The 17,963-nt window shown below is 58.8% G+C and carries 17 protein-coding genes; all 17 read left to right on the top strand.

Annotation, left to right across the window (positions count from 1 at the left end):
- The first annotated feature begins 69 nt into the window (after window positions 1–69).
- The 17 genes from CPH17_RS11015 to CPH17_RS10935 all read left to right on the top strand — a co-directional run bounded on the left by CPH17_RS11015 (window position 70) and on the right by CPH17_RS10935 (window position 17,945).
- A complete protein-coding gene (locus tag CPH17_RS11015) occupies window positions 70–1,068 on the top strand; it encodes a Bug family tripartite tricarboxylate transporter substrate binding protein (protein WP_074394857.1) in 999 nt (332 codons plus the stop codon).
- 96 nt (window positions 1,069–1,164) lie between these two features.
- Window positions 1,165–1,647, top strand: a complete 483-nt coding sequence (locus CPH17_RS11010) for a tripartite tricarboxylate transporter TctB family protein (protein WP_074394858.1) — start codon at window positions 1,165–1,167, stop codon at window positions 1,645–1,647.
- A 49-nt stretch (window positions 1,648–1,696) separates the two neighbouring features.
- Window positions 1,697–3,193 (top strand): tripartite tricarboxylate transporter permease, encoded by a 1,497-nt coding sequence (locus CPH17_RS11005; RefSeq protein WP_074394859.1) that lies wholly within the window; start codon window positions 1,697–1,699, stop codon window positions 3,191–3,193.
- A 365-nt stretch (window positions 3,194–3,558) separates the two neighbouring features.
- Entirely contained in the window at window positions 3,559–4,914 is a 1,356-nt protein-coding gene (gene urtA / locus CPH17_RS11000; protein ID WP_096299491.1) for an urea ABC transporter substrate-binding protein, read from the top strand.
- A 155-nt stretch (window positions 4,915–5,069) separates the two neighbouring features.
- Entirely contained in the window at window positions 5,070–6,659 is a 1,590-nt protein-coding gene (gene urtB, locus CPH17_RS10995; protein ID WP_074394861.1) for an urea ABC transporter permease subunit UrtB, read from the top strand.
- Window positions 6,660–6,665: 6 nt separating this feature from the next.
- Window positions 6,666–7,799: an urea ABC transporter permease subunit UrtC gene (urtC, locus tag CPH17_RS10990; RefSeq protein WP_074394862.1), complete on the top strand. Its 1,134-nt coding sequence runs from the start codon at window positions 6,666–6,668 to the stop codon at window positions 7,797–7,799.
- On the top strand, window positions 7,796–8,632 hold the full coding sequence (gene urtD, locus CPH17_RS10985) for an urea ABC transporter ATP-binding protein UrtD (RefSeq protein ID WP_074394863.1): 837 nt from the start codon (window positions 7,796–7,798) through the stop codon (window positions 8,630–8,632). The genes urtC and urtD overlap by 4 nt, the downstream gene beginning before the upstream one ends.
- The gene (urtE, locus tag CPH17_RS10980; protein ID WP_074394864.1) at window positions 8,632–9,342 is read left to right on the top strand and encodes an urea ABC transporter ATP-binding subunit UrtE; all 711 of its coding nucleotides are present in this window, start codon (window positions 8,632–8,634) and stop codon (window positions 9,340–9,342) included. The genes urtD and urtE overlap by 1 nt, the downstream gene beginning before the upstream one ends.
- The gene (locus tag CPH17_RS10975; RefSeq protein WP_074394865.1) at window positions 9,339–10,241 is read left to right on the top strand and encodes an urease accessory protein UreD; all 903 of its coding nucleotides are present in this window, start codon (window positions 9,339–9,341) and stop codon (window positions 10,239–10,241) included. The genes urtE and CPH17_RS10975 overlap by 4 nt, the downstream gene beginning before the upstream one ends.
- 37 nt (window positions 10,242–10,278) lie before the next feature.
- Window positions 10,279–10,581, top strand: coding sequence for an urease subunit gamma (gene ureA, locus CPH17_RS10970; RefSeq protein ID WP_066320888.1), 303 nt, complete (start codon window positions 10,279–10,281; stop codon window positions 10,579–10,581).
- 9 nt (window positions 10,582–10,590) lie between these two features.
- Complete coding sequence (locus CPH17_RS10965) at window positions 10,591–10,911, top strand: urease subunit beta (RefSeq protein WP_096299488.1); 321 nt, start codon at window positions 10,591–10,593, stop codon at window positions 10,909–10,911.
- Entirely contained in the window at window positions 10,908–12,623 is a 1,716-nt protein-coding gene (gene ureC / locus CPH17_RS10960; protein WP_096299486.1) for an urease subunit alpha, read from the top strand. Before CPH17_RS10965 ends, ureC begins: the two co-directional genes overlap by 4 nt.
- Before the next feature lie 155 nt (window positions 12,624–12,778).
- On the top strand, window positions 12,779–13,363 hold the full coding sequence (locus CPH17_RS10955; protein ID WP_096299484.1) for an urease accessory protein UreE: 585 nt from the start codon (window positions 12,779–12,781) through the stop codon (window positions 13,361–13,363).
- Window positions 13,341–14,066: an urease accessory protein UreF gene (locus tag CPH17_RS10950; protein ID WP_441316773.1), complete on the top strand. Its 726-nt coding sequence runs from the start codon at window positions 13,341–13,343 to the stop codon at window positions 14,064–14,066. The genes CPH17_RS10955 and CPH17_RS10950 overlap by 23 nt, the downstream gene beginning before the upstream one ends.
- A gap of 150 nt (window positions 14,067–14,216) precedes the next feature.
- Window positions 14,217–14,846, top strand: a complete 630-nt coding sequence (ureG, locus tag CPH17_RS10945) for an urease accessory protein UreG (RefSeq protein WP_027337126.1) — start codon at window positions 14,217–14,219, stop codon at window positions 14,844–14,846.
- A 298-nt stretch (window positions 14,847–15,144) separates the two neighbouring features.
- The gene (locus CPH17_RS10940) at window positions 15,145–16,902 is read left to right on the top strand and encodes a methyl-accepting chemotaxis protein (protein ID WP_074394870.1); all 1,758 of its coding nucleotides are present in this window, start codon (window positions 15,145–15,147) and stop codon (window positions 16,900–16,902) included.
- A gap of 89 nt (window positions 16,903–16,991) precedes the next feature.
- On the top strand, window positions 16,992–17,945 hold the full coding sequence (locus CPH17_RS10935) for a D-2-hydroxyacid dehydrogenase family protein (protein WP_074394871.1): 954 nt from the start codon (window positions 16,992–16,994) through the stop codon (window positions 17,943–17,945).
- Window positions 17,946–17,963 lie beyond the last annotated feature (18 nt).

The following is a 17,963-nucleotide window of genomic DNA, read 5'->3' as shown; positions in this document are numbered from 1 at the left end:
GTACACCACACAACAACATCAATTACATCAATACCTACACAACAACATTGATAAGTGGAGAACGTCATCATGCCCTTGCTTTCTATCAAGCGCCTTAGCGTCATTGCTTTGCCATTCGCCGCGCTCAGCGCTATTGCTGGCCATGTCCAGGCCCAAGAGTGGACGCCCGATGGTTCAGTCGAGTTCGTCGCCCCTGCTAACCCTGGTGGCGGTTGGGACACGCTTGTGCGCACCATGTCGCGAGTGATTCAGCAAGAAGAACTCTCCGACGAGCGCTTTGCCGCTATCAACGTACCCGGTGGTGGCGGTGCCGTTGCCTGGGCGCAGGTCGCCCGCGACGAAGGCAACCCCCAGAAGCTGTTTGCCACCAGCCCACCGATGATTTTGGTGCCGCTGGCAGAAGCCTCGCGCCATGACCACACCGACTTCACGCCCATCGCACGGATCAATACCGACTATTCCATCGTACTGGTAGACGCGGATTCCGACTATGAAACGCTGGAAGACCTGCTCACCGCGCTGGAAGAAGACCCCAACCTGAGTGTGGGTGGCGGCAGTGCGCCAGGCTCGATGGACCATATCTCGATTGCCGGGTTGGCCTCGGCGGCGGGTCTTGATGCGGCTTCCGTCAACTACGTTCCCTTCTCGGGCGGCGGCGATGCCATGACGAACCTCATGGGTGGGCATATTGAAGCGGTGATCGGCGGCGCCGGTGAAGCCGTGGGCCAGCTTGGCGACGATAGCGAGCTACGCGCCCTTGGGGTCTCTTCCGAAGAGCGTCTAGGCGGTGCGTTGAGCGATGTGCCGACCTATCAGGAGCAAGGCTACGACTACACCTTCGATATCTGGCGCGGTGTGATGGGTGCACCCGACATGCCCGAAGAAGCGGTGGCCTATTATGAAGACCTGTTCACCGAGATGATGGAAACCGACAGCTGGCGCGAAGCGAGTGACCAGTTGGGCTGGATTGACTCCTACCAGGATAGCGAAACCTTCGGTAATTTCCTGGATGAGCAGCAAGCCGAGTTCAAGGATGTGCTGAGTGAACTGGGTTTGCTGAGCGAATAATCCCCATGTCTTGACGTGTACTTGCCCAGGGCCCTAGCGCCCTGGGCGGATACGCTATAACCGCGAGGGGTGTCCTACTCCTTCGGAGAGATTTCCATGACGCGATTGAATACCAACCAATGGCTGGCCGTAGTGCTGCTGGCTTTCTCAGTGCTATATCTTGCCCTAGCCTGGCAGGTGCCGGCATTCCCAATGCCACGGCCGGTCGATTCTGACCTATTCCCGAAAGTGCTGGGCAGCTTGCTTGCGCTACTCTCGGTCTGCCTATTCTTTGAAAAGCCTGCGGCGCAGGAAGAGGATGATGAGCCGGAAGACACCACCCAGCATGGTCCGTTCTGGCTCTCTCCCTGGGGGCGGGTGATCGTGACCTCAGTAGCCATTGCTGTCTATGCTGCCTTGCTGGTGCCGCTGGGGTTTGTGCTGGCCTCCGGACTGCTCTCTGTGGGCTTAACACATTATTACGGCTATCGTCGCCACAGTATTAATATCGCCTGTTCACTGAGTGTTGTGCTGGGTCTTTACCTAGTCATGACGAAAGTGATGGACGTCTATTTGCCGACCGGTGTGCTGCCGTTTTAACTGAGCCGTTTGAGTCGACTCGCATGGTGGGTCGTCGGGAGTAAATCCTATGGAAGCGTTTAATAATCTTATGTACGGCTTTGGCATCGCGCTTGAGCCGATCAATATCGCCTATGTTTTTGCCGGTGTGTTTGCCGGGACGATTATCGGTATGCTGCCGGGGCTGGGGCCGATCAGCGCGTTGGCCCTGATGATTCCGATTACCTTTTCCATGGACCCTTCCTCAGGACTTATCTTGATGGCCGGGGTTTATTATGGGGCTATTTTTGGCGGTTCTACGTCGTCGATTCTGCTTAACGCCCCTGGCGTGGCGGGCACCGTGGCGACCTCGTTTGACGGTTACCCGATGGCTAAAAAAGGTCAGGCGGGTAAAGCCCTGGCGATTGCAGCCTACGCCTCTTTTACCGGCGGAACGGTGTCGGTTATTTTCCTGATGTTAGTGGCCCCGCTGCTTTCCAAAGTAGCAGTTAGCTTTGGCCCACCGGAATATTTTGCACTAATGGCACTGGGCCTGACCGCCGTGGTATCGCTGTCGGATAAATCGCTGGTCAAGGGGCTGATTGCCGCCGTGGTGGGGGTGATCATTTCGATTGTGGGCATTGATATGCAGACCGGCACGGAGCGTTTCACGTTCGGTTCCGCCCACCTGTTGGATGGCATTGATTTTCTGGTGGTCGCACTGGGTGTTTTTGCCCTGGCCGAGGTGTTTTACATGCTGCTGCGCGGTGGTGGCGGTAAGGAAAAGCCACGCAACGCCATTGGCTCGTTAAAGCTTTCGCGGGCTGAAGTGAAGGAAATCGCGGGCCCGGTAGGTCGCAGCTCGGTGCTCGGGTTTTTCACTGGGGTGCTTCCAGGGGCTGGGGCCACCATTGGCTCGTTTTTGGGCTACAGCATGGAGAAGCGTCTGGCCAAAGATGGCGACACCTTTGGGACCGGTAATATTAAAGGCGTGGCCGCCCCTGAGGCCGCCAACAACGCTGCCTGTACCGGGTCCTTTGTGCCGCTGCTCACCCTTGGTGTGCCCGGCTCGGGTACCACGGCGGTCTTGCTGGGTGCACTTTTGGTGATGGGCGTTAACCCAGGGCCGGCGATGATGGAGCAGCGCCCCGATGTGTTCTGGGGGGTCGTTGCGAGTATGTACATCGGCAACATCTTCCTGCTGGTGCTCAACCTGCCGCTGATTCCGCTGATCGCCAAGATACTCGACCTGCCACGCCCGCTGCTGCTGTCGATGATTCTTATCTTCTGCATGATTGGTGTTTATGGGCTGAGCTTTAGCGTGTTCGATCTGTTCCTACTGCTTGGCTTCGGCCTGATCGGTTTGGGTATGCGACTGTTTGGCTTCCCGGCAGCGCCATTGATTCTGGCGCTGATTCTAGGCAGCCTGATGGAAGAGTCCATGCGCCGCGCGCTGCAAATCTCCGGCGGCGATTGGGGCATCTTTATCGCTAAGCCGATTTCTCTGGGATTGTTGTCCTTGGCATTGCTCTCACTGTTCATGCCGCTGGTGAAGAAGCTCCGCAAACGCAAGGCGGTAAATAGCTAGGAAGGTATGACCAGATACGTTATCCAGCTAAGTTTGTGCATAACGTATACGTGTTAGGTAAAGCGCCCTGGGTGGTCCCTGGGGCGCTTTTTTAATGGGCGCCCGCTGATGGTGCGTTGAATGCTATTGGTGCATGGTTAGCGTGCGCTGATGGAGTGTGGGTGCGCTATTCTAGTGCATTTAGGCATTTTTGACTTTTTAAGCGTTAGCTTAAATAACTGATTATGCTTTTATAAATCGGCAATGTGCCACTCTGGCGCAACCCTTGCAAAAACTTGTTGCTAGTAGACGTATACCAGCGTTTTGCGCTTGGCATACGAGACCAATAAACAAGCCCCCAGCATAAGGGGTGCAAGGAGATTCAAGTGACCACTTTCCTACGCAAGACACACCCTAAGACCTCCCAAGTGTTCTCAACTGCCCTGCTAACCGCCGCTGTGATGGGGGCCAGCACGCAGGCCATCGCGCAGGACGATGACCCGATTAAAGTGGGTATTCTGCACTCCCTCTCTGGAACTATGGCGATCAGCGAGACGGTTCTTAAAGATACCGTTGAGCTGTTGATTGAACAGCAAAATGAAGAAGGCGGTCTGCTAGGCCGTGATATTGAAGCGGTAGTGGTGGACCCGGCTTCCGACTGGCCGCTATTTGCCGAGCGTGCCCGCGAGCTGCTTGAGCAGGAAGAGGTCGATGTCATCTTCGGCAACTGGACCTCGGTATCGCGCAAGTCGGTACTGCCGGTGGTGGAAGAACTCAACGGTCTGCTGTTCTACCCGGTGCAGTATGAAGGCGAAGAGTCTTCGGAAAACGTCTTCTACACCGGCGCCGCTCCCAACCAGCAGGCGATTCCAGCGGTTAACTATCTGAAAAATGAAGTGGGCGTGGAGCGTTGGGTGTTGGCCGGTACCGACTACGTTTACCCGCGTACTACCAACCGTATCCTCGAAGCCTATCTGAAAGAAGAATTTGGCGTGGCCGATGAAGACATCATGGTCAACTACACGCCCTTTGGTCACTCCGATTGGCAGAATATCGTCTCGGAAATCGGCCGCTTCGGCAGCGAAGGTAAGAAAACCGCCGTGGTCTCCACGGTTAACGGCGATGCCAACGTGCCGTTCTACCGCGAGCTAGGTAACCAGGGCATCGACGCGGCGGATATTCCTGTGGTTGCTTTCTCGGTAGGCGAGCAGGAACTGACCGGGATCGATACCGCACCGCTGGTCGGCCACCTGGCGGCCTGGAACTACTTCATGAGCGTGGATAGTGACGCCAACTACGACTTTATCGACGCCTGGATTGAGCATACCGGCGAAGACGACGCCGTGACCAACGACCCGATGGAAGCCCACTACATCGGCTTCAACATGTGGGTAGAGGCCGTGGAGAAAGCCGGTACAACCGATGTAGATGCGGTCAAGGAAGCGATTATTGGTGTGACCGTGCCCAACCTGTCGGGCGGTTCAGCGGCGATGATGCCTAACCACCACATCACCAAGCCGGTCATGATCGGGGAAATTCAGGATGACGGTCAGTTCGCCGTGGTTTGGGAAACACCCTCTACCGTTGCGGGCGATGCGTGGTCGGACTACCTGCCGGGCTCGCGGGACTTGATCAGCGACTGGCGTAAGCCGATGGAATGCGGCAACTACAACGTGGCGGAAAACCGCTGCATGGGCAGCGATGCCGAAGAGCAAGCGGAAGAAGCGCTCTCTGAGGAGTAATGTCCTGGGGGCGGCGTTCAGCCGCCCCTGCGTTGTTTTATCCGCTCACCTCATTCATTTACCTATGCGTCGCGTTGTGTTTGGCGACGTGTAGGGCACGCCACTCAAAGGATTAACCCATGAGGATCCCTTGCTATTCGTGGACGCCACGCGTCATGACAAGGATCGTCACCTGTCTCTTCATCAGCCTACTGGCCTGGCTACCCATGACGGTTCAGGCGCAGGAAGACGATGGTCAAGCCCTGCTGGAGGCGTTGGATACGCGCTCATTTGACGATAAATCAGAAGCTATTACCGCCATTATCGAAAGCGAGCACGAGCGTGCCGACGAGTGGCTGCAGGCGCTTCTGGACAGCGATTTACAGCGCCTGAAAGACGACGGCCGCTTCGTGATCGCAGTTGACAGTGCGGGGCTGGATGTCTCGATAGAAGACGCCTTAACCGGCGAGTCGATGGACGATGTGACCCGCCGCGACCTGGACCGCCTGACCATCAACAATGCGCTGCGAAGCCAGTTGCGCTCGGCGATTTCGCTGGTGGAGTTGTACGCTGGTGACCGCGACGCCCGCCTGGATGCGGCGGAGGGGCTGATTGGCGACGTCGAAGAAGATCAGGTTGAGCCGCTCACCAACCGGCTGGACGAAGAGCCTTCGGCGGCGGTACGCGACCGGTTGAATCAAGCCTTGGCGGTCTATCGCCTGAATCAGGGCGACGTCGAGGCAGTAGAGGTGCTGTCGGGCAGCCTGAATAGCAACATCCGGGTGGCGCTGAATCGCGCCGCCCAATCGGATGATCCGCTGGTGGTCGATGCGGCCACCGCCGCGCTGGCCGATATCGAGCAAAATCTCAAGATCAGTCGCGCTGCCGAAACGCTTTACTTCGGGCTCTCCATGGGGTCGGTGTTGGTGCTGGCAGCCATTGGCCTGGCAATTACCTTTGGCGTGATGGGTGTGATCAATATGGCCCATGGCGAGCTGATCATGCTGGGTGCCTATACCACCTGGGCCATGCAGCAGTTGCTACCCGGCCAACCGGGGCTAGCGCTGATACTGGCCATTCCGGCCGGCTTTATGGTGTCCGCGCTGGTGGGTGTGGCGATAGAGCGCGGCGTTATTCAGTTTCTCAAGGGCCGCCCGCTGGAGACGCTGTTGGCGACATTCGGTGTCAGCCTGATTCTCCAGCAACTGGTGCGTACGGTGATCTCGCCACAAAATCGTACCGTTATCACGCCTGAGTGGATGAGCGGTTCGCTGGTGGTTAACGATGCCCTGTCGCTCACGCTTAATCGAATGTATGTGATTGGTTTTGCGCTGGTGGTATTTGCCGGGTTGATATTGATTATGCGCCGCACCCGGCTGGGGCTTGAGGTGCGCGCGGTCACCCAGAACCGCAACATGGCCCGCTCCATGGGCATCCGCGCCACCCGGGTCGATATCATGACGTTTGCGCTGGGCTCGGGCGTCGCCGGGCTTGCCGGTGTTGCACTCTCGCAGCTCACCAATGTTGGCCCCAATTTGGGACAAAGCTACATCATCGATTCCTTCATGGTGGTGGTATTTGGCGGCGTGGGTAACCTGTGGGGCACGCTGGTGGCGGGCATGTCGCTGGGCGTGATCAACCAGGTGCTGGAACCCTGGGCCGGGGCTGTGCTTGCCAAAATTATCGTGCTGGTGTTCATCATTCTGTTTATTCAAAAGCGCCCCCGCGGACTCTTTCCGCAGAAGGGCCGGGCGGCGGAGGGCTAATCGACCATGTGGCTAACACGACCCTTCAACGAACGCTCGACGCAAATATTCTTGCTGATTCTCACAGTGGCGGTCATCGCCGTGACGGTGCTGCACCTGGCAGTACCTGCAGGGCATCCGCTGTATGTGTCAGGCTATACCGTAGGGCTACTGGGCAAGTATTTAACCTACGCCCTGCTGGCCGTCGCGGTGGATCTGGTATGGGGCTATCTGGGGATTTTGAGCCTCGGCCACGGCGCCTTTTTTGCCATCGGTGGCTATGCCATGGGCATGTACCTGATGCGCCAGATTGGTGATCGTGGTACCTACGGCGACCCTGTTCTGCCCGACTTTATGGTGTTCCTGAACTGGGACAGCCTGCCCTGGTACTGGCTCGGGTTCGATATGGCCTGGTTTGCCTTTGCCATGGTGCTGCTGGCGCCCGGCGCGCTGGCGCTGGTGTTCGGCTGGCTGGCCTTTCGCTCGCGGGTGACCGGGGTGTATCTGTCGATCATTACCCAGGCCATGACCTTTGCACTGATGTTGGCGTTTTTCCGTAACGAAATGGGCTTTGGCGGTAATAACGGTCTGACCGATTTCCGTGAATTGCTGGGCTTTGACCTGCGCAGCGGGGCCACCAGGTTAGGTTTGTTTATTGCCTCTGGGGTGGCGCTGGCGCTGGGCTATTTGATATGCCGGTCGATTGTAAGCAGCAAGCTCGGCCGTGTGTGCGTGGCCACCCGAGATGCCGAGGCACGCACGCGGTTTCTTGGCTACCGCGTTGAGCGTTTTCAGCTATTTGTGTTTGTCGTTTCCGCCATGCTGGCTGGTGTGGCGGGTGCGCTCTACGTGCCGCAAGTGGGGATCATCAACCCCAGCGAGTTTGATCCGCTATTTTCCATCGAAATTGTGCTGTGGGTCGCACTGGGCGGTCGCGCATCGCTTTACGGCGCGGTGATCGGTGCGGTGCTGGTGAACTATGCCAAAACCGTATTTACTGGCGTGATGCCCGATGCCTGGTTATTTGCGCTGGGTGGGCTATTCGTGTTCGTCACGGTGTTCTTGCCCAAAGGCGTCGCGGGGGTGCTGGGCAATGCCAAGCGCCGGCAAAACGATGAGCCAACCGACACATCGACTCCGGATAAGGAGGCAACGGCATGAGTTTTTTCCAAGCGCTCACCGAACGCGATCGGGTGTTCGATTTCATGACGCCCCAGGCCTCAACGGTCGACGTGCGCCACGGGCCGATTCTCTACATGGAGGATGTCACCGTCAGCTTTGATGGCTTTAAAGCGATCAACAACCTGAACCTGACCATCGACGACGGCGAACTGCGCTGCATCATCGGCCCCAACGGCGCCGGTAAAACCACCATGATGGACATCATCACCGGCAAAACCCGGCCCAATGAAGGCAGCGTGTGGTTTGGTAGTCGCCATAACCTGCTGCATATGAATGAACCCGAGATTGCCAGCCTGGGCATTGGGCGTAAGTTTCAGAAGCCCACGGTATTCGAGGCGCTGACGGTATTTGAAAACCTGGAACTGGCCATGGCCGCCGACAAGCGTATTCTCCCCACGCTGACCGCGCGCATGACCGGCGACATTAAAGACCGCATCGAAGAAGTCCTTGGTACCATCGGGCTCACCGCGCTGCGCCATCGCCCGGCGGGCATTCTTTCCCACGGGCAGAAACAGTGGCTGGAAATTGGCATGCTGCTGATGCAGCGCCCGCGCCTCTTGCTGGTGGACGAACCCGTCGCCGGGATGACCGAGCAGGAGATGGAGCGCACCGCTGAGCTGCTCACCGGTTTGGCAGGCCAGCAGTCGGTGGTGGTGGTCGAGCATGACATGGGCTTTGTGCGCTCGATTGCCCGCCAGGTGACCGTGCTGCACCAGGGCAGCGTGCTGGCGGAAGGCACCATGGATGAGGTCTCGAGTGACCCAAGCGTCGTCGAGGTTTATCTGGGTGCCGATGACGAGGAGGCCGCCTGATGCTGGCAATCGAAAAGCTCAATCAGTTTTACGGTGAAAGCCACACCCTGTGGGATTTGGATATTGACGTGCCTGCCGGGCAGTGCACTTGCGTGATGGGTCGCAATGGCGTGGGTAAAACGACGCTGCTCAAAGCCGTTATGGGCGAGGTCGCGGTGAAAAGCGGTGCGTTGCGCTTTACCCGCGTCGACAAGGACGAGATCGAACTGACTCAAAAAGCCGTTGAAGAACGCTCACGGCTGGGTATTGGCTATGTGCCCCAAGGGCGTCAGATATTTCCGCTGCTAACGGTGGAAGACAACCTGCGCACGGGCTTGGCGGCCCGCAGTGACGGGCTGAAAAAAATCCCTGAGCGCGTCTATGAGCTGTTCCCGGTGCTTAAAGAGATGAAAAACCGCCGCGGTGGCGATCTTTCCGGGGGGCAACAGCAGCAGCTAGCGATTGGAAGGGCGCTGGTGATTGAGCCCAAGTTGCTGATTCTGGATGAGCCTGGCGAGGGCATCCAGCCCAATATCGTCGCCCAAATCGGCCAGGTGATCCGCCAGCTGATCAACGAAGACGGGTTGACGGTATTATTGGTTGAGCAGAAGCTGCCCTTTGCGCGCAAGTACGCTGACCGTTTCGTGATTATGGATCGCGGGCGGCCGGTGGCGAAAGGCGACATCAGCGAGCTTTCCGATGAACTGATCCAACAACATTTGACGGTATGACCGCACTGACCCCGTTATCCACCTCGACCTCATCGCCTGACGCCACGGCATCGGGCCACCGCTTCGATCAAGGCCGCCACTGGGCGGCCTCGCTGGCGTTACGCTTTGCGCCCCGCAGCGGCGCGACGCGCCTGCTCCACGCCCGCCACCAGGGGCCGCTTCGGGTTCAGCGTCCGTTTTACCCAGAGGGCAGTGATGGTGCCTGTCACGTTTACCTGTTGCACCCGCCTGGCGGGCTGGTGAGTGGCGATGCGCTGACTATTAACGCCCATGTGGAAAACGGCGCTCACGCGTTACTCACGACGCCCGCGGCTAATAAGCTTTATAAAGCCGACAGCCAAGGCGTGGCCTGGACACAGCACACGCGGCTAAGCGTTGAGGATGGCGCCGTCCTTGAGTGGCTACCCCAGGAAACCATTGCCTTTGATGGCTCCCGGGGCGAGCAGCGCACCCAGATCGAGCTTCAGGGAAACGCCCGCTGCTTAGGCTGGGAGGTGATGGCGCTGGGCCGTCCGGCGAGTGACTTGCCGTATCTTAGCGGGCGCATCGAGCAGCACTTTCGTTTGACCCTGGATGGCAAGCCGCTATGGCTGGAGCGCCAGCCGTTGGACCCATTGCACCCGCGGTTTGCCGGGCGCTGGGGTCAAGGCGGCGCCACCGTTCAGGCCACACTCTGGGCGGTGGGTATTGACGACCCCGCCGAGGCGATAGAGGCGCTGCGTGAAACGCTGCCCGACAACCCGCGCTGGGCGGTGACCGTGCGCCAAGGTGTTCTGCTGCTGCGCTACCTGGGCCAATCGCGCAATGAAGCCTGGGCGCTGTGCGAGCAGGCCTGGCAAATTTTGCGCCCCCGTTGGATAGAACGTGAGTCGCATACACCGCGTATTTGGTTAACTTAATTGGCATCACTGGAATGTACTGCTGGAGACATGCCCCATGGAATTAACCCCAAGAGACAAAGACAAGCTGCTGCTGTTTTCCGCGGCACAGTTGGCCGAGCGCCGTAAAGCACGCGGCCTGAAGCTCAATTACCCGGAAGCCGTGGCGCTGATCAGCTTTGAAATTATGGAAGGCGCCCGCGATGGCAGAAGCGTTGCCGATTTAATGAGCTACGGCCGCGAGATCCTTAGCCGCGACGACGTGATGGAGGGTGTGGCCGAGATGGTCGACGAGGTGCAGGTGGAGGCCACCTTCCCCGACGGCACCAAGCTGGTCACTGTTCACACCCCCATTAATTAGGAGGTCGCCATGATTCCCGGCGAGTATCAGTTAAAAGACGGCGATATCGAGCTGTGCGCAGGGCGTGAGCGTATCAGCGTCGAGGTGGCCAATACCGGCGACCGACCCATTCAGATTGGTTCCCACTACCACTTTGCCGAAGCCAACCCCGCGCTGGTGTTTGACCGCGATAAAGCCCGTGGCTACCGGCTGGACGTGGCGGCGGGCACGGCGATTCGCTTCGAGCCCGGCCAGACCCGCGAAGTCACCTTGATTCCCTATGTCGGCAAGCGGGAAATTTACGGTTTCCGCGGCGATGTGATGGGCGCGCTGGAGGGAGGTAAACAATGAAACCGGATAACAAGATCAGTCGGCAAGCCTACGCCGATATGTACGGCCCGACAGTGGGCGACCGCGTGCGCCTGGGCGATACCGAGCTGTGGATCGAAGTCGAAAAAGACGCCACCCACTACGGCGATGAAGTGAAATTCGGCGGCGGCAAAGTCATCCGCGACGGCATGGGCCAGAGCCAGCGCGCCGATGACACGGTCATGGACACCGTCATCACCAACGCGCTGATTTTAGACTGGTGGGGTATCGTTAAAGCCGATGTAGGTATTCAAAACGGCCGCATCGCCGCGATTGGCAAGGCAGGCAACCCGGATACCCAACCTGACGTTGAGATCGTGATTGGCCCCGGCACTGAAATCATCTCCGGCGAAGGCAAGATTCTGACCGCGGGCGGCATCGACTCCCACATCCACTTTATCTGTCCCCAGCAGGTGGAAGAGGCGCTGATGAGCGGCGTCACCACCATGCTCGGCGGTGGCACCGGCCCGGCGACCGGGACCAACGCCACCACCTGCACGCCCGGCCCCTGGCACATTGGCAAGATGCTGCAAGCCGTGGACGATATGCCCATGAACATCGGCTTTCTGGGCAAAGGGAACGCCAGCCTGCCCGAGTCTCTGGAGCTCCAGCTTCAAGCGGGCGCCATGGGGCTTAAACTGCACGAAGATTGGGGCACCACACCGGCGTCGATCAATAACTGCCTCAACGTGGCGGATGCCTACGATGTCCAGGTGGCGATCCACACCGACACGCTGAACGAATCGGGCTTTGTAGAAGACACCCTGGCGGCGTTCAACGAGCGCTGCATTCACACCTACCACACCGAAGGCGCGGGCGGCGGCCACGCGCCGGACATTCTCACCGCCTGCTCGAAAGCCTATGTGCTGCCGTCCTCCACCAACCCGACGCGGCCCTACACGGTCAACACCATCGACGAACACCTCGATATGCTGATGGTGTGCCACCACCTCGACCCCAATATCCCCGAAGACGTGGCCTTCGCCGACTCACGCATTCGCCGCGAGACCATCGCCGCCGAGGATATTCTGCACGACCTGGGCGTGATCTCGATGATCGCTTCGGATTCCCAAGCCATGGGGCGGGTCGGTGAAGTGGTCTGCCGTACCTGGCAAACGGCCCACAAGATGAAGGTGCAGCGCGGCCTGCTGCCGGAAGATGAAGCCTTGGGCGCCGATAACGTCCGCGCCAAGCGCTATATCGCCAAGTACACCATTAATCCGGCGATTACCCACGGGATCGCTCACGAAGTAGGTTCCATCGAAGTCGGTAAGCTGGCGGATCTGGTGCTGTGGAAACCGGCCTTTTTCGGCGTTAAACCGGCGATGATGATTAAAGGCGGCATGATTGCAGCGGCCCCCATGGGCGACCCAAACGCCTCTATTCCCACCCCGCAGCCGGTGCATTATCGCTATATGTTCGGCGCCTTGGGCCGGGCGGCTAGCCAAACCCGGCTCAGCTTTGTCAGCCAGGCAGCGCTGGATGCGGGTATTAAAGAGACTTTAGGGCTGAATAGCGAACTGGCCGCGTGCAAAAACGTGCGCCAGGTACGCAAGCAGGATATGAAGCTCAACGATGCCTGCCCCGATTTGACCGTCGACCCGCAAACCTACGAAGTGCGCTGCGATGGCGAAATTTTAACCTGCGAGCCTGCTACCGAATTGCCGCTGGCTCAGCGTTATCATTTGTTTTGATTGAGCTATTCCATTTAGGTAGAGGTGACGGGGGTAGGCCGTAGAGAGGGTCTTTTGCCATGGATGGCAAAAGTAGCGTACAGGGAGGTATTCACAGCGCCCTCTCGTAGGCCTACCCCCGGCACAGGCGCAGAGTTAGCGAAAGGACGATAGCAATGCTGAAACTGATAGAACGTTTAGGGCCAGTGGAGGCGAGCGCCGCCAGCGACACCCTCACGCTGCCCTTTGAGCTACGCATTCGTGGGCGCTTAAAAGCGCAAAGCGATAGCGGGCAAGAGCTGGGGCTGTTTCTTGATCGCGGCCCGGTGCTGCGTAGCGGCGAAGGCCTGAAAGCCGCAAGTGGCGAAGTGGTTCGTGTGTGTGCCGCTGTAGAACCGGTGGTGACCGCGAGAGTGAGTACTGGCTTACCGCTGGCGCGGCTGGCTTACCATCTGGGCAATCGCCACGTTCAACTGGCGCTGGGTGAAGACGAAAAAGGCGCTTGGGTGCGCTTCCCTCCGGATCACGTGCTGGAAGAACTCGCCGTGCTACTGGGCGCTGAACTGGAACACCATGAGGATACCTTCGACCCGGAACCGGGCGCCTATAACCAGATAGGCGGCGGTGGTCACTCGCATGGTCATTCCCACGGACATGGCCATTCTCACGACCACGCGCATGACCATTCCCACGGACATGGCCATTCTCACGACCACGCGCATGACCATTCACACGACCATGAGCACCACCATGCCCATTGATTCCGCCGCCTCGCAAAACCAGGGCGATGAGCTGGCGCTGCTGGGCCTGATGCAACTGGTCAGCCCGGCGCTGCCGATCGGTGCCTTTGCGTTCTCGCAGGGGCTGGAGAGCGCCTTTGAACTTGGTTGGGTGGAAGACGAAGCAAGCCTCACCGAATGGCTCTCCGGGGTGCTGGAAGACGGCCTGACGCGCTGCGAGCTGCCGGTATTGGCGCGGCTTCAAACGGCGCTGGCCCAGGGCGATGCAGCAACGGTCGCCGAGTGGGACCAATGGCTGGCCGCCACCCGGGAAACCGCCGAACTGGCCGCCGAAGATAGCCGCTTGGGGGCATCGCTCAAGCGCCTGCTGGGTAGTCTTGATCTGTTGCCAAGTGAAGACTTACTAACGCCCTTGCTACCGACGCAGCCCGGCTATGTCACGCTGTTTGCCTACACCGCCCACGTTCGTGGCGTGTCTGAACGGCAAACGTTACTGGGCTTTGCCTGGGCGTGGCTGGAAAACCAGCTAGCCGTCGCCTGCAAGGCGCTGCCGCTCGGCCACACAGCGGCCCAGCGGGTGATTGAAAAGCTACGTCCGGCGCTTGTTACCGCTGTAGACCAGGCGCTTTCGCTTGACGACGAAGAACTCGGCCCGATACTGCCCGGCCTGGCGTTGGCCAGCGCCTTGCACGAGACCCAATATTCGCGACTCTTCAGAAGCTAGAAGGAAGAAGGAAGAAGGAAGAACGGCGCTACGCGCCTGAAGATGCAAGAGAAAAGGTAAACACAAAGGGCGGCAAGCCAGTGGGCACACTTCCTTACCTCTTACCTCTTACCTCTTACCTCGGGATAATCATTGATGGAGGATTTTAATATGACACACTGTTTACGCATTGGCGTGGGTGGCCCGGTGGGGTCGGGCAAAACCGCACTGTTAAAGCAACTCTGCCTGGCGCTGCGTGACCACTACGATATCGCCGTGGTGACCAACGATATCTACACCCGCGAAGACGCCGACTTTTTGCTTAAGCACGATGCGCTGCCGGCCGACCGCATTTTGGGCGTGGAAACTGGCGGCTGCCCGCACACGGCGATTCGCGAAGATGCTTCCATGAATCTGGCCGCGATTGACGAGCTGCAGGAGCGTCACCCCAAGCTGGAACTGGTGCTGGTAGAGTCCGGCGGGGATAACTTATCGGCGACCTTCAGCCCCGAGCTTTCGGATTTAACGCTCTACGTGATCGATGTGTCCGCAGGCGATAAAATTCCGCGCAAGGGTGGGCCGGGGATTACCAAATCCGACCTGCTGATTATCAACAAGATTGATATCGCCGAGCAGGTGCACGCATCGCTGGACGTGATGGAGCGCGATTCGAAGAAGATGCGTGGGGAGCGGCCCTTTGTATTCACCAATCTGTATGATGGCGTTGGGCTTGAGGAAATCATCCGCTTTATCCTCGATAAAGGGATGCTGGATGAGCGCCGCACGGCGATTGCGGGCTAGCATAGGAAGACCAATAAAAAAGTCGCCCCGACCAGGCGGTTGAAGGGTCGAGGCGACTGAACAAAGCGGGTGGCATCTAGCCTTAAAACGGGCCGTCCCTGGCCACCACATCCCTACAGTGAACCTCCATGCTTTGTATCTCCTTAACTTATGTTATGAACTCCCTGATATTGCTCCAAATAATCTTTAAAAGCAGAAAAATAGTACTAAATAATTAAAGTTTAACTAACGTTTGTCGATAAAGGATTAATAATAATTCTAATAACCTTTAACTCACAAATGCTGGAACTTGCTCACAATGACTACCTCTGAACCGTCCCGTCGTGGAGGCTTTGGCCTGCAAACCAAAGTCCTTATGCTTGTCTTGCTCCCATTGTTCCTGGTCACGGTTGCGCTAGTCGGGTTTAAAGCCTACAGCACAACCCAGGACGCCCACGACGTGCTGGCGGAACAGCGCGAACAGTTAATTGAAGAACGCCGCAGGGCGGTGCGCGACGTGGTGCAAATGGCGAAAACGGCCATTGAGCCGATTTACGAAGATGCCGGTGCCAACGATGAGGAAGCCAAACAACAGGCTGCCGAGATTGTGCGCTCCATGCGCTTCGAGGATAACAACTACATCTTTATCTACGATTATGAGGGTAACAATATCGTGACGGCGCCTGCGCCGGATCGCGAAGGCACCAACATGATCGACGCCAAGGGGCCGGATGGCACCTATATCATCCGCGATATCGTGGAGCTTGCCAGCGAGGGCGGCGGTTTTTACGAATACGTCTGGGAATACCCGGGCACCGATGAACCGCAGCCGAAGCACTCCTTTGTTGATCAACTTGATAAATGGGGCTGGGCAATCGGTGCCGGCGTTTACGTCACCGATGTCGAGCCCACAATGGCCGAGATTGAGGCGGCCACGGCTGCCGATTTGCGCCAGGGCATTATCTTCGCAGCCTTGCTTGGGTTGGCGTTGTTTGTCGTGGTCGCCTTAGTGGCCTATGTCTTCGTGCGTCGTACCGTTGGGCCGATCAAGCGTACGGCCGCTGCCATGAACGATATCGCCCAGGGCCGCGGTGATTTGACCCGGCGTCTCTCGGTGGAGAGCAACGACGAAATCGGCAACCTGGCGGTGCAGTTCAACGCCTTTGTCGAACGCATGCAGCATACCCTGCGGGATGTCCGCCACAGCACCACCAGCGTTTACGACTCCGCCGGCGAAATCTCCCGCAGCAGCGAAGAGCTGTCCACGCGAACCGAGCAAGCCGCCGCCAACCTTCAGGAAACCTCCGCCTCCATGGAGGAGATCACCTCAACCGTTAACCATAGCGCCGATAATGCCCAGCAGGCCAACAAGCTGGTGCAGTCGACCGCCGAGGTGGCCCATCAGGGCGAAGCGTCCATGGCGCAGGTCGAGCGCACCATGCAGGATATCAATGAGTCGGCTAGCCGTATCAGCGATATCATCACCATGATCGACTCCATTGCCTTCCAGACCAATATTCTGGCGCTCAACGCCTCGGTGGAAGCCGCCCGAGCGGGCGAGCACGGCCGTGGCTTTGCCGTGGTGGCAGAGGAAGTTCGCACCCTGGCGAGCCGCTCAAGCGATGCCTCCAAGGAAATCCGCGCGCTGATCGACGCTTCGGTGCAGCACACCCATTCCGGTGCGGAGTTGGTGCGCAATGCCGGTGCCACCATGCGCGAAATCGTCGAGAGCGTGGCCAAGGTGACCGACGTCATCGGCGAGATCAGCGCCGGGGCAAAAGAGCAGAGCAGCGGTATCGGCCAGATCAATACCGCCGTGGCCGAGATGGACACCATGACCCAGCAAAACGCGGCGATGGTGCAGCAATCGACCACCGCCGCCGCCGATATGCGTCGTCATGCCGAGCACCTGAGAGAGCTGATCAACTCCTTTGTGTTAGGGGACGGGGAGCCCGCACAGCGGCGCCAAGCGCTGCCTCCTAGCGCCTCAGCGCCGGCTAACAAGGAGTTAAAGCGACCCGCGCTATCCTCCAAGCCGAAGGCAACCTCAGGCGGCGATGATTGGGAAGAGTTTTAGGCACCCGCTATCGCTTTTGATGTAGGTTAAAGGGGCTTGCCAGTTGGCAAGCCCCTTTTAATATCTCCATAGAATCAGGAGCCGCTGTGATGCATATTGTCATCCCCGATGATTATCAGGATTGCGTCCGCACGCTGGATGCCTTTGCCAAGCTGGCAGGCCATCAGGTCACCGTCTATAACGACACGGTGACCGATGAAGACCAGTTGGTGGCACGCTTTCAAGACGCCGAGGCCCTGGTGCTGATTCGTGAACGCACGCCGATAACCGCGTCGTTGCTGGCACGGCTGCCCAAGCTCAAGGTGATCAGCCAGACCGGTGGCGGGGCGGCCCATGTGGATATGGCCGCCTGCCGCCAGCACGGCGTGACCGTGTTGGCGGGCACCGGCTCGCCGTATGCCGCCGCCGAGCTTACCTGGGGGCTGGTGCTGGCCGCCATGCGGCATATTCCCGACGAAGTGAACAACCTTAAGGCAGGGCGCTGGCAGCGCACGCTGGGTACCGGCTTGAAAGGCCGCACGCTGGGTATTTTTGGCTACGGCAAAATTGGCCAGCTGGTGGCGCGTTACGGCCAGGCGTTTGAAATGAACGTGCTGGTGTGGGGACGAGAGACGACCCGCGAGCGAGCCGCGGCGGCTGGGCTTGCGGTGGCAGGCTCCCAGGCGGACTTCTTCGCGCGCAGCGATGTGCTCAGCCTTCACCTGCGGCTAAACCCGCAAACCCGCGGCATCGTCACCGCCGAAAACCTCGCCAGCATGAAGCCCACGGCGCTGCTGGTGAATACCAGTCGTGCCCCGCTGGTGGCAGACGGCGCGCTTGAAGCCGCGCTCAACGCCGGGCGGCCCGGTATGGCCGCCGTAGATGTGTTCGATGACGAGCCGGTGCGGGCGCACCCGCTGCTGGAACTGGCTAACTTCGTGGCGACCCCGCACCTGGGCTACGTCGAAAAAGACAGCTACGAGCTCTACTTCGGTGATGCCTTCGACAATCTCCTGGCCTTCGATGCCGGTCAGCCGGTGCGCAACCTGGCCGCAGGGGAATAACGATTCCCCTGCATTTAT

It is taken from the genome of Halomonas sp. hl-4, from assembly GCF_900215475.1.
Lineage (GTDB): Bacteria > Pseudomonadota > Gammaproteobacteria > Pseudomonadales > Halomonadaceae > Vreelandella.
The sequence above is the reverse complement of the archived record's forward strand: the minus strand, read 5'-3'. Positions and strand labels throughout refer to the sequence as shown.

What these genes read in the sequence shown, in the direction of transcription:
- urtD (WP_074394863.1), top strand. Translation starts at nt 7,796, where the DNA reads ATGAGTTTTTTCCAAGCGCTCACCGAACGCGATCGGGTGTTCGATTTC.
- ureA (WP_066320888.1), top strand. Translation starts at nt 10,279, where the DNA reads ATGGAATTAACCCCAAGAGACAAAGACAAGCTGCTGCTGTTTTCCGCG.
- CPH17_RS10975 (WP_074394865.1), top strand. Translation starts at nt 9,339, where the DNA reads ATGACCGCACTGACCCCGTTATCCACCTCGACCTCATCGCCTGACGCC.
- CPH17_RS10940 (WP_074394870.1), top strand. Translation starts at nt 15,145, where the DNA reads ATGACTACCTCTGAACCGTCCCGTCGTGGAGGCTTTGGCCTGCAAACC.
- CPH17_RS11015 (WP_074394857.1), top strand. Translation starts at nt 70, where the DNA reads ATGCCCTTGCTTTCTATCAAGCGCCTTAGCGTCATTGCTTTGCCATTC.
- CPH17_RS10955 (WP_096299484.1), top strand. Translation starts at nt 12,779, where the DNA reads ATGCTGAAACTGATAGAACGTTTAGGGCCAGTGGAGGCGAGCGCCGCC.
- ureC (WP_096299486.1), top strand. Translation starts at nt 10,908, where the DNA reads ATGAAACCGGATAACAAGATCAGTCGGCAAGCCTACGCCGATATGTAC.
- urtB (WP_074394861.1), top strand. Translation starts at nt 5,070, where the DNA reads ATGACAAGGATCGTCACCTGTCTCTTCATCAGCCTACTGGCCTGGCTA.
- CPH17_RS10965 (WP_096299488.1), top strand. Translation starts at nt 10,591, where the DNA reads ATGATTCCCGGCGAGTATCAGTTAAAAGACGGCGATATCGAGCTGTGC.
- urtC (WP_074394862.1), top strand. Translation starts at nt 6,666, where the DNA reads ATGTGGCTAACACGACCCTTCAACGAACGCTCGACGCAAATATTCTTG.
- CPH17_RS10935 (WP_074394871.1), top strand. Translation starts at nt 16,992, where the DNA reads ATGCATATTGTCATCCCCGATGATTATCAGGATTGCGTCCGCACGCTG.
- ureG (WP_027337126.1), top strand. Translation starts at nt 14,217, where the DNA reads ATGACACACTGTTTACGCATTGGCGTGGGTGGCCCGGTGGGGTCGGGC.
- CPH17_RS11010 (WP_074394858.1), top strand. Translation starts at nt 1,165, where the DNA reads ATGACGCGATTGAATACCAACCAATGGCTGGCCGTAGTGCTGCTGGCT.
- CPH17_RS11005 (WP_074394859.1), top strand. Translation starts at nt 1,697, where the DNA reads ATGGAAGCGTTTAATAATCTTATGTACGGCTTTGGCATCGCGCTTGAG.
- urtE (WP_074394864.1), top strand. Translation starts at nt 8,632, where the DNA reads ATGCTGGCAATCGAAAAGCTCAATCAGTTTTACGGTGAAAGCCACACC.
- CPH17_RS10950 (WP_441316773.1), top strand. Translation starts at nt 13,341, where the DNA reads ATGAGCACCACCATGCCCATTGATTCCGCCGCCTCGCAAAACCAGGGC.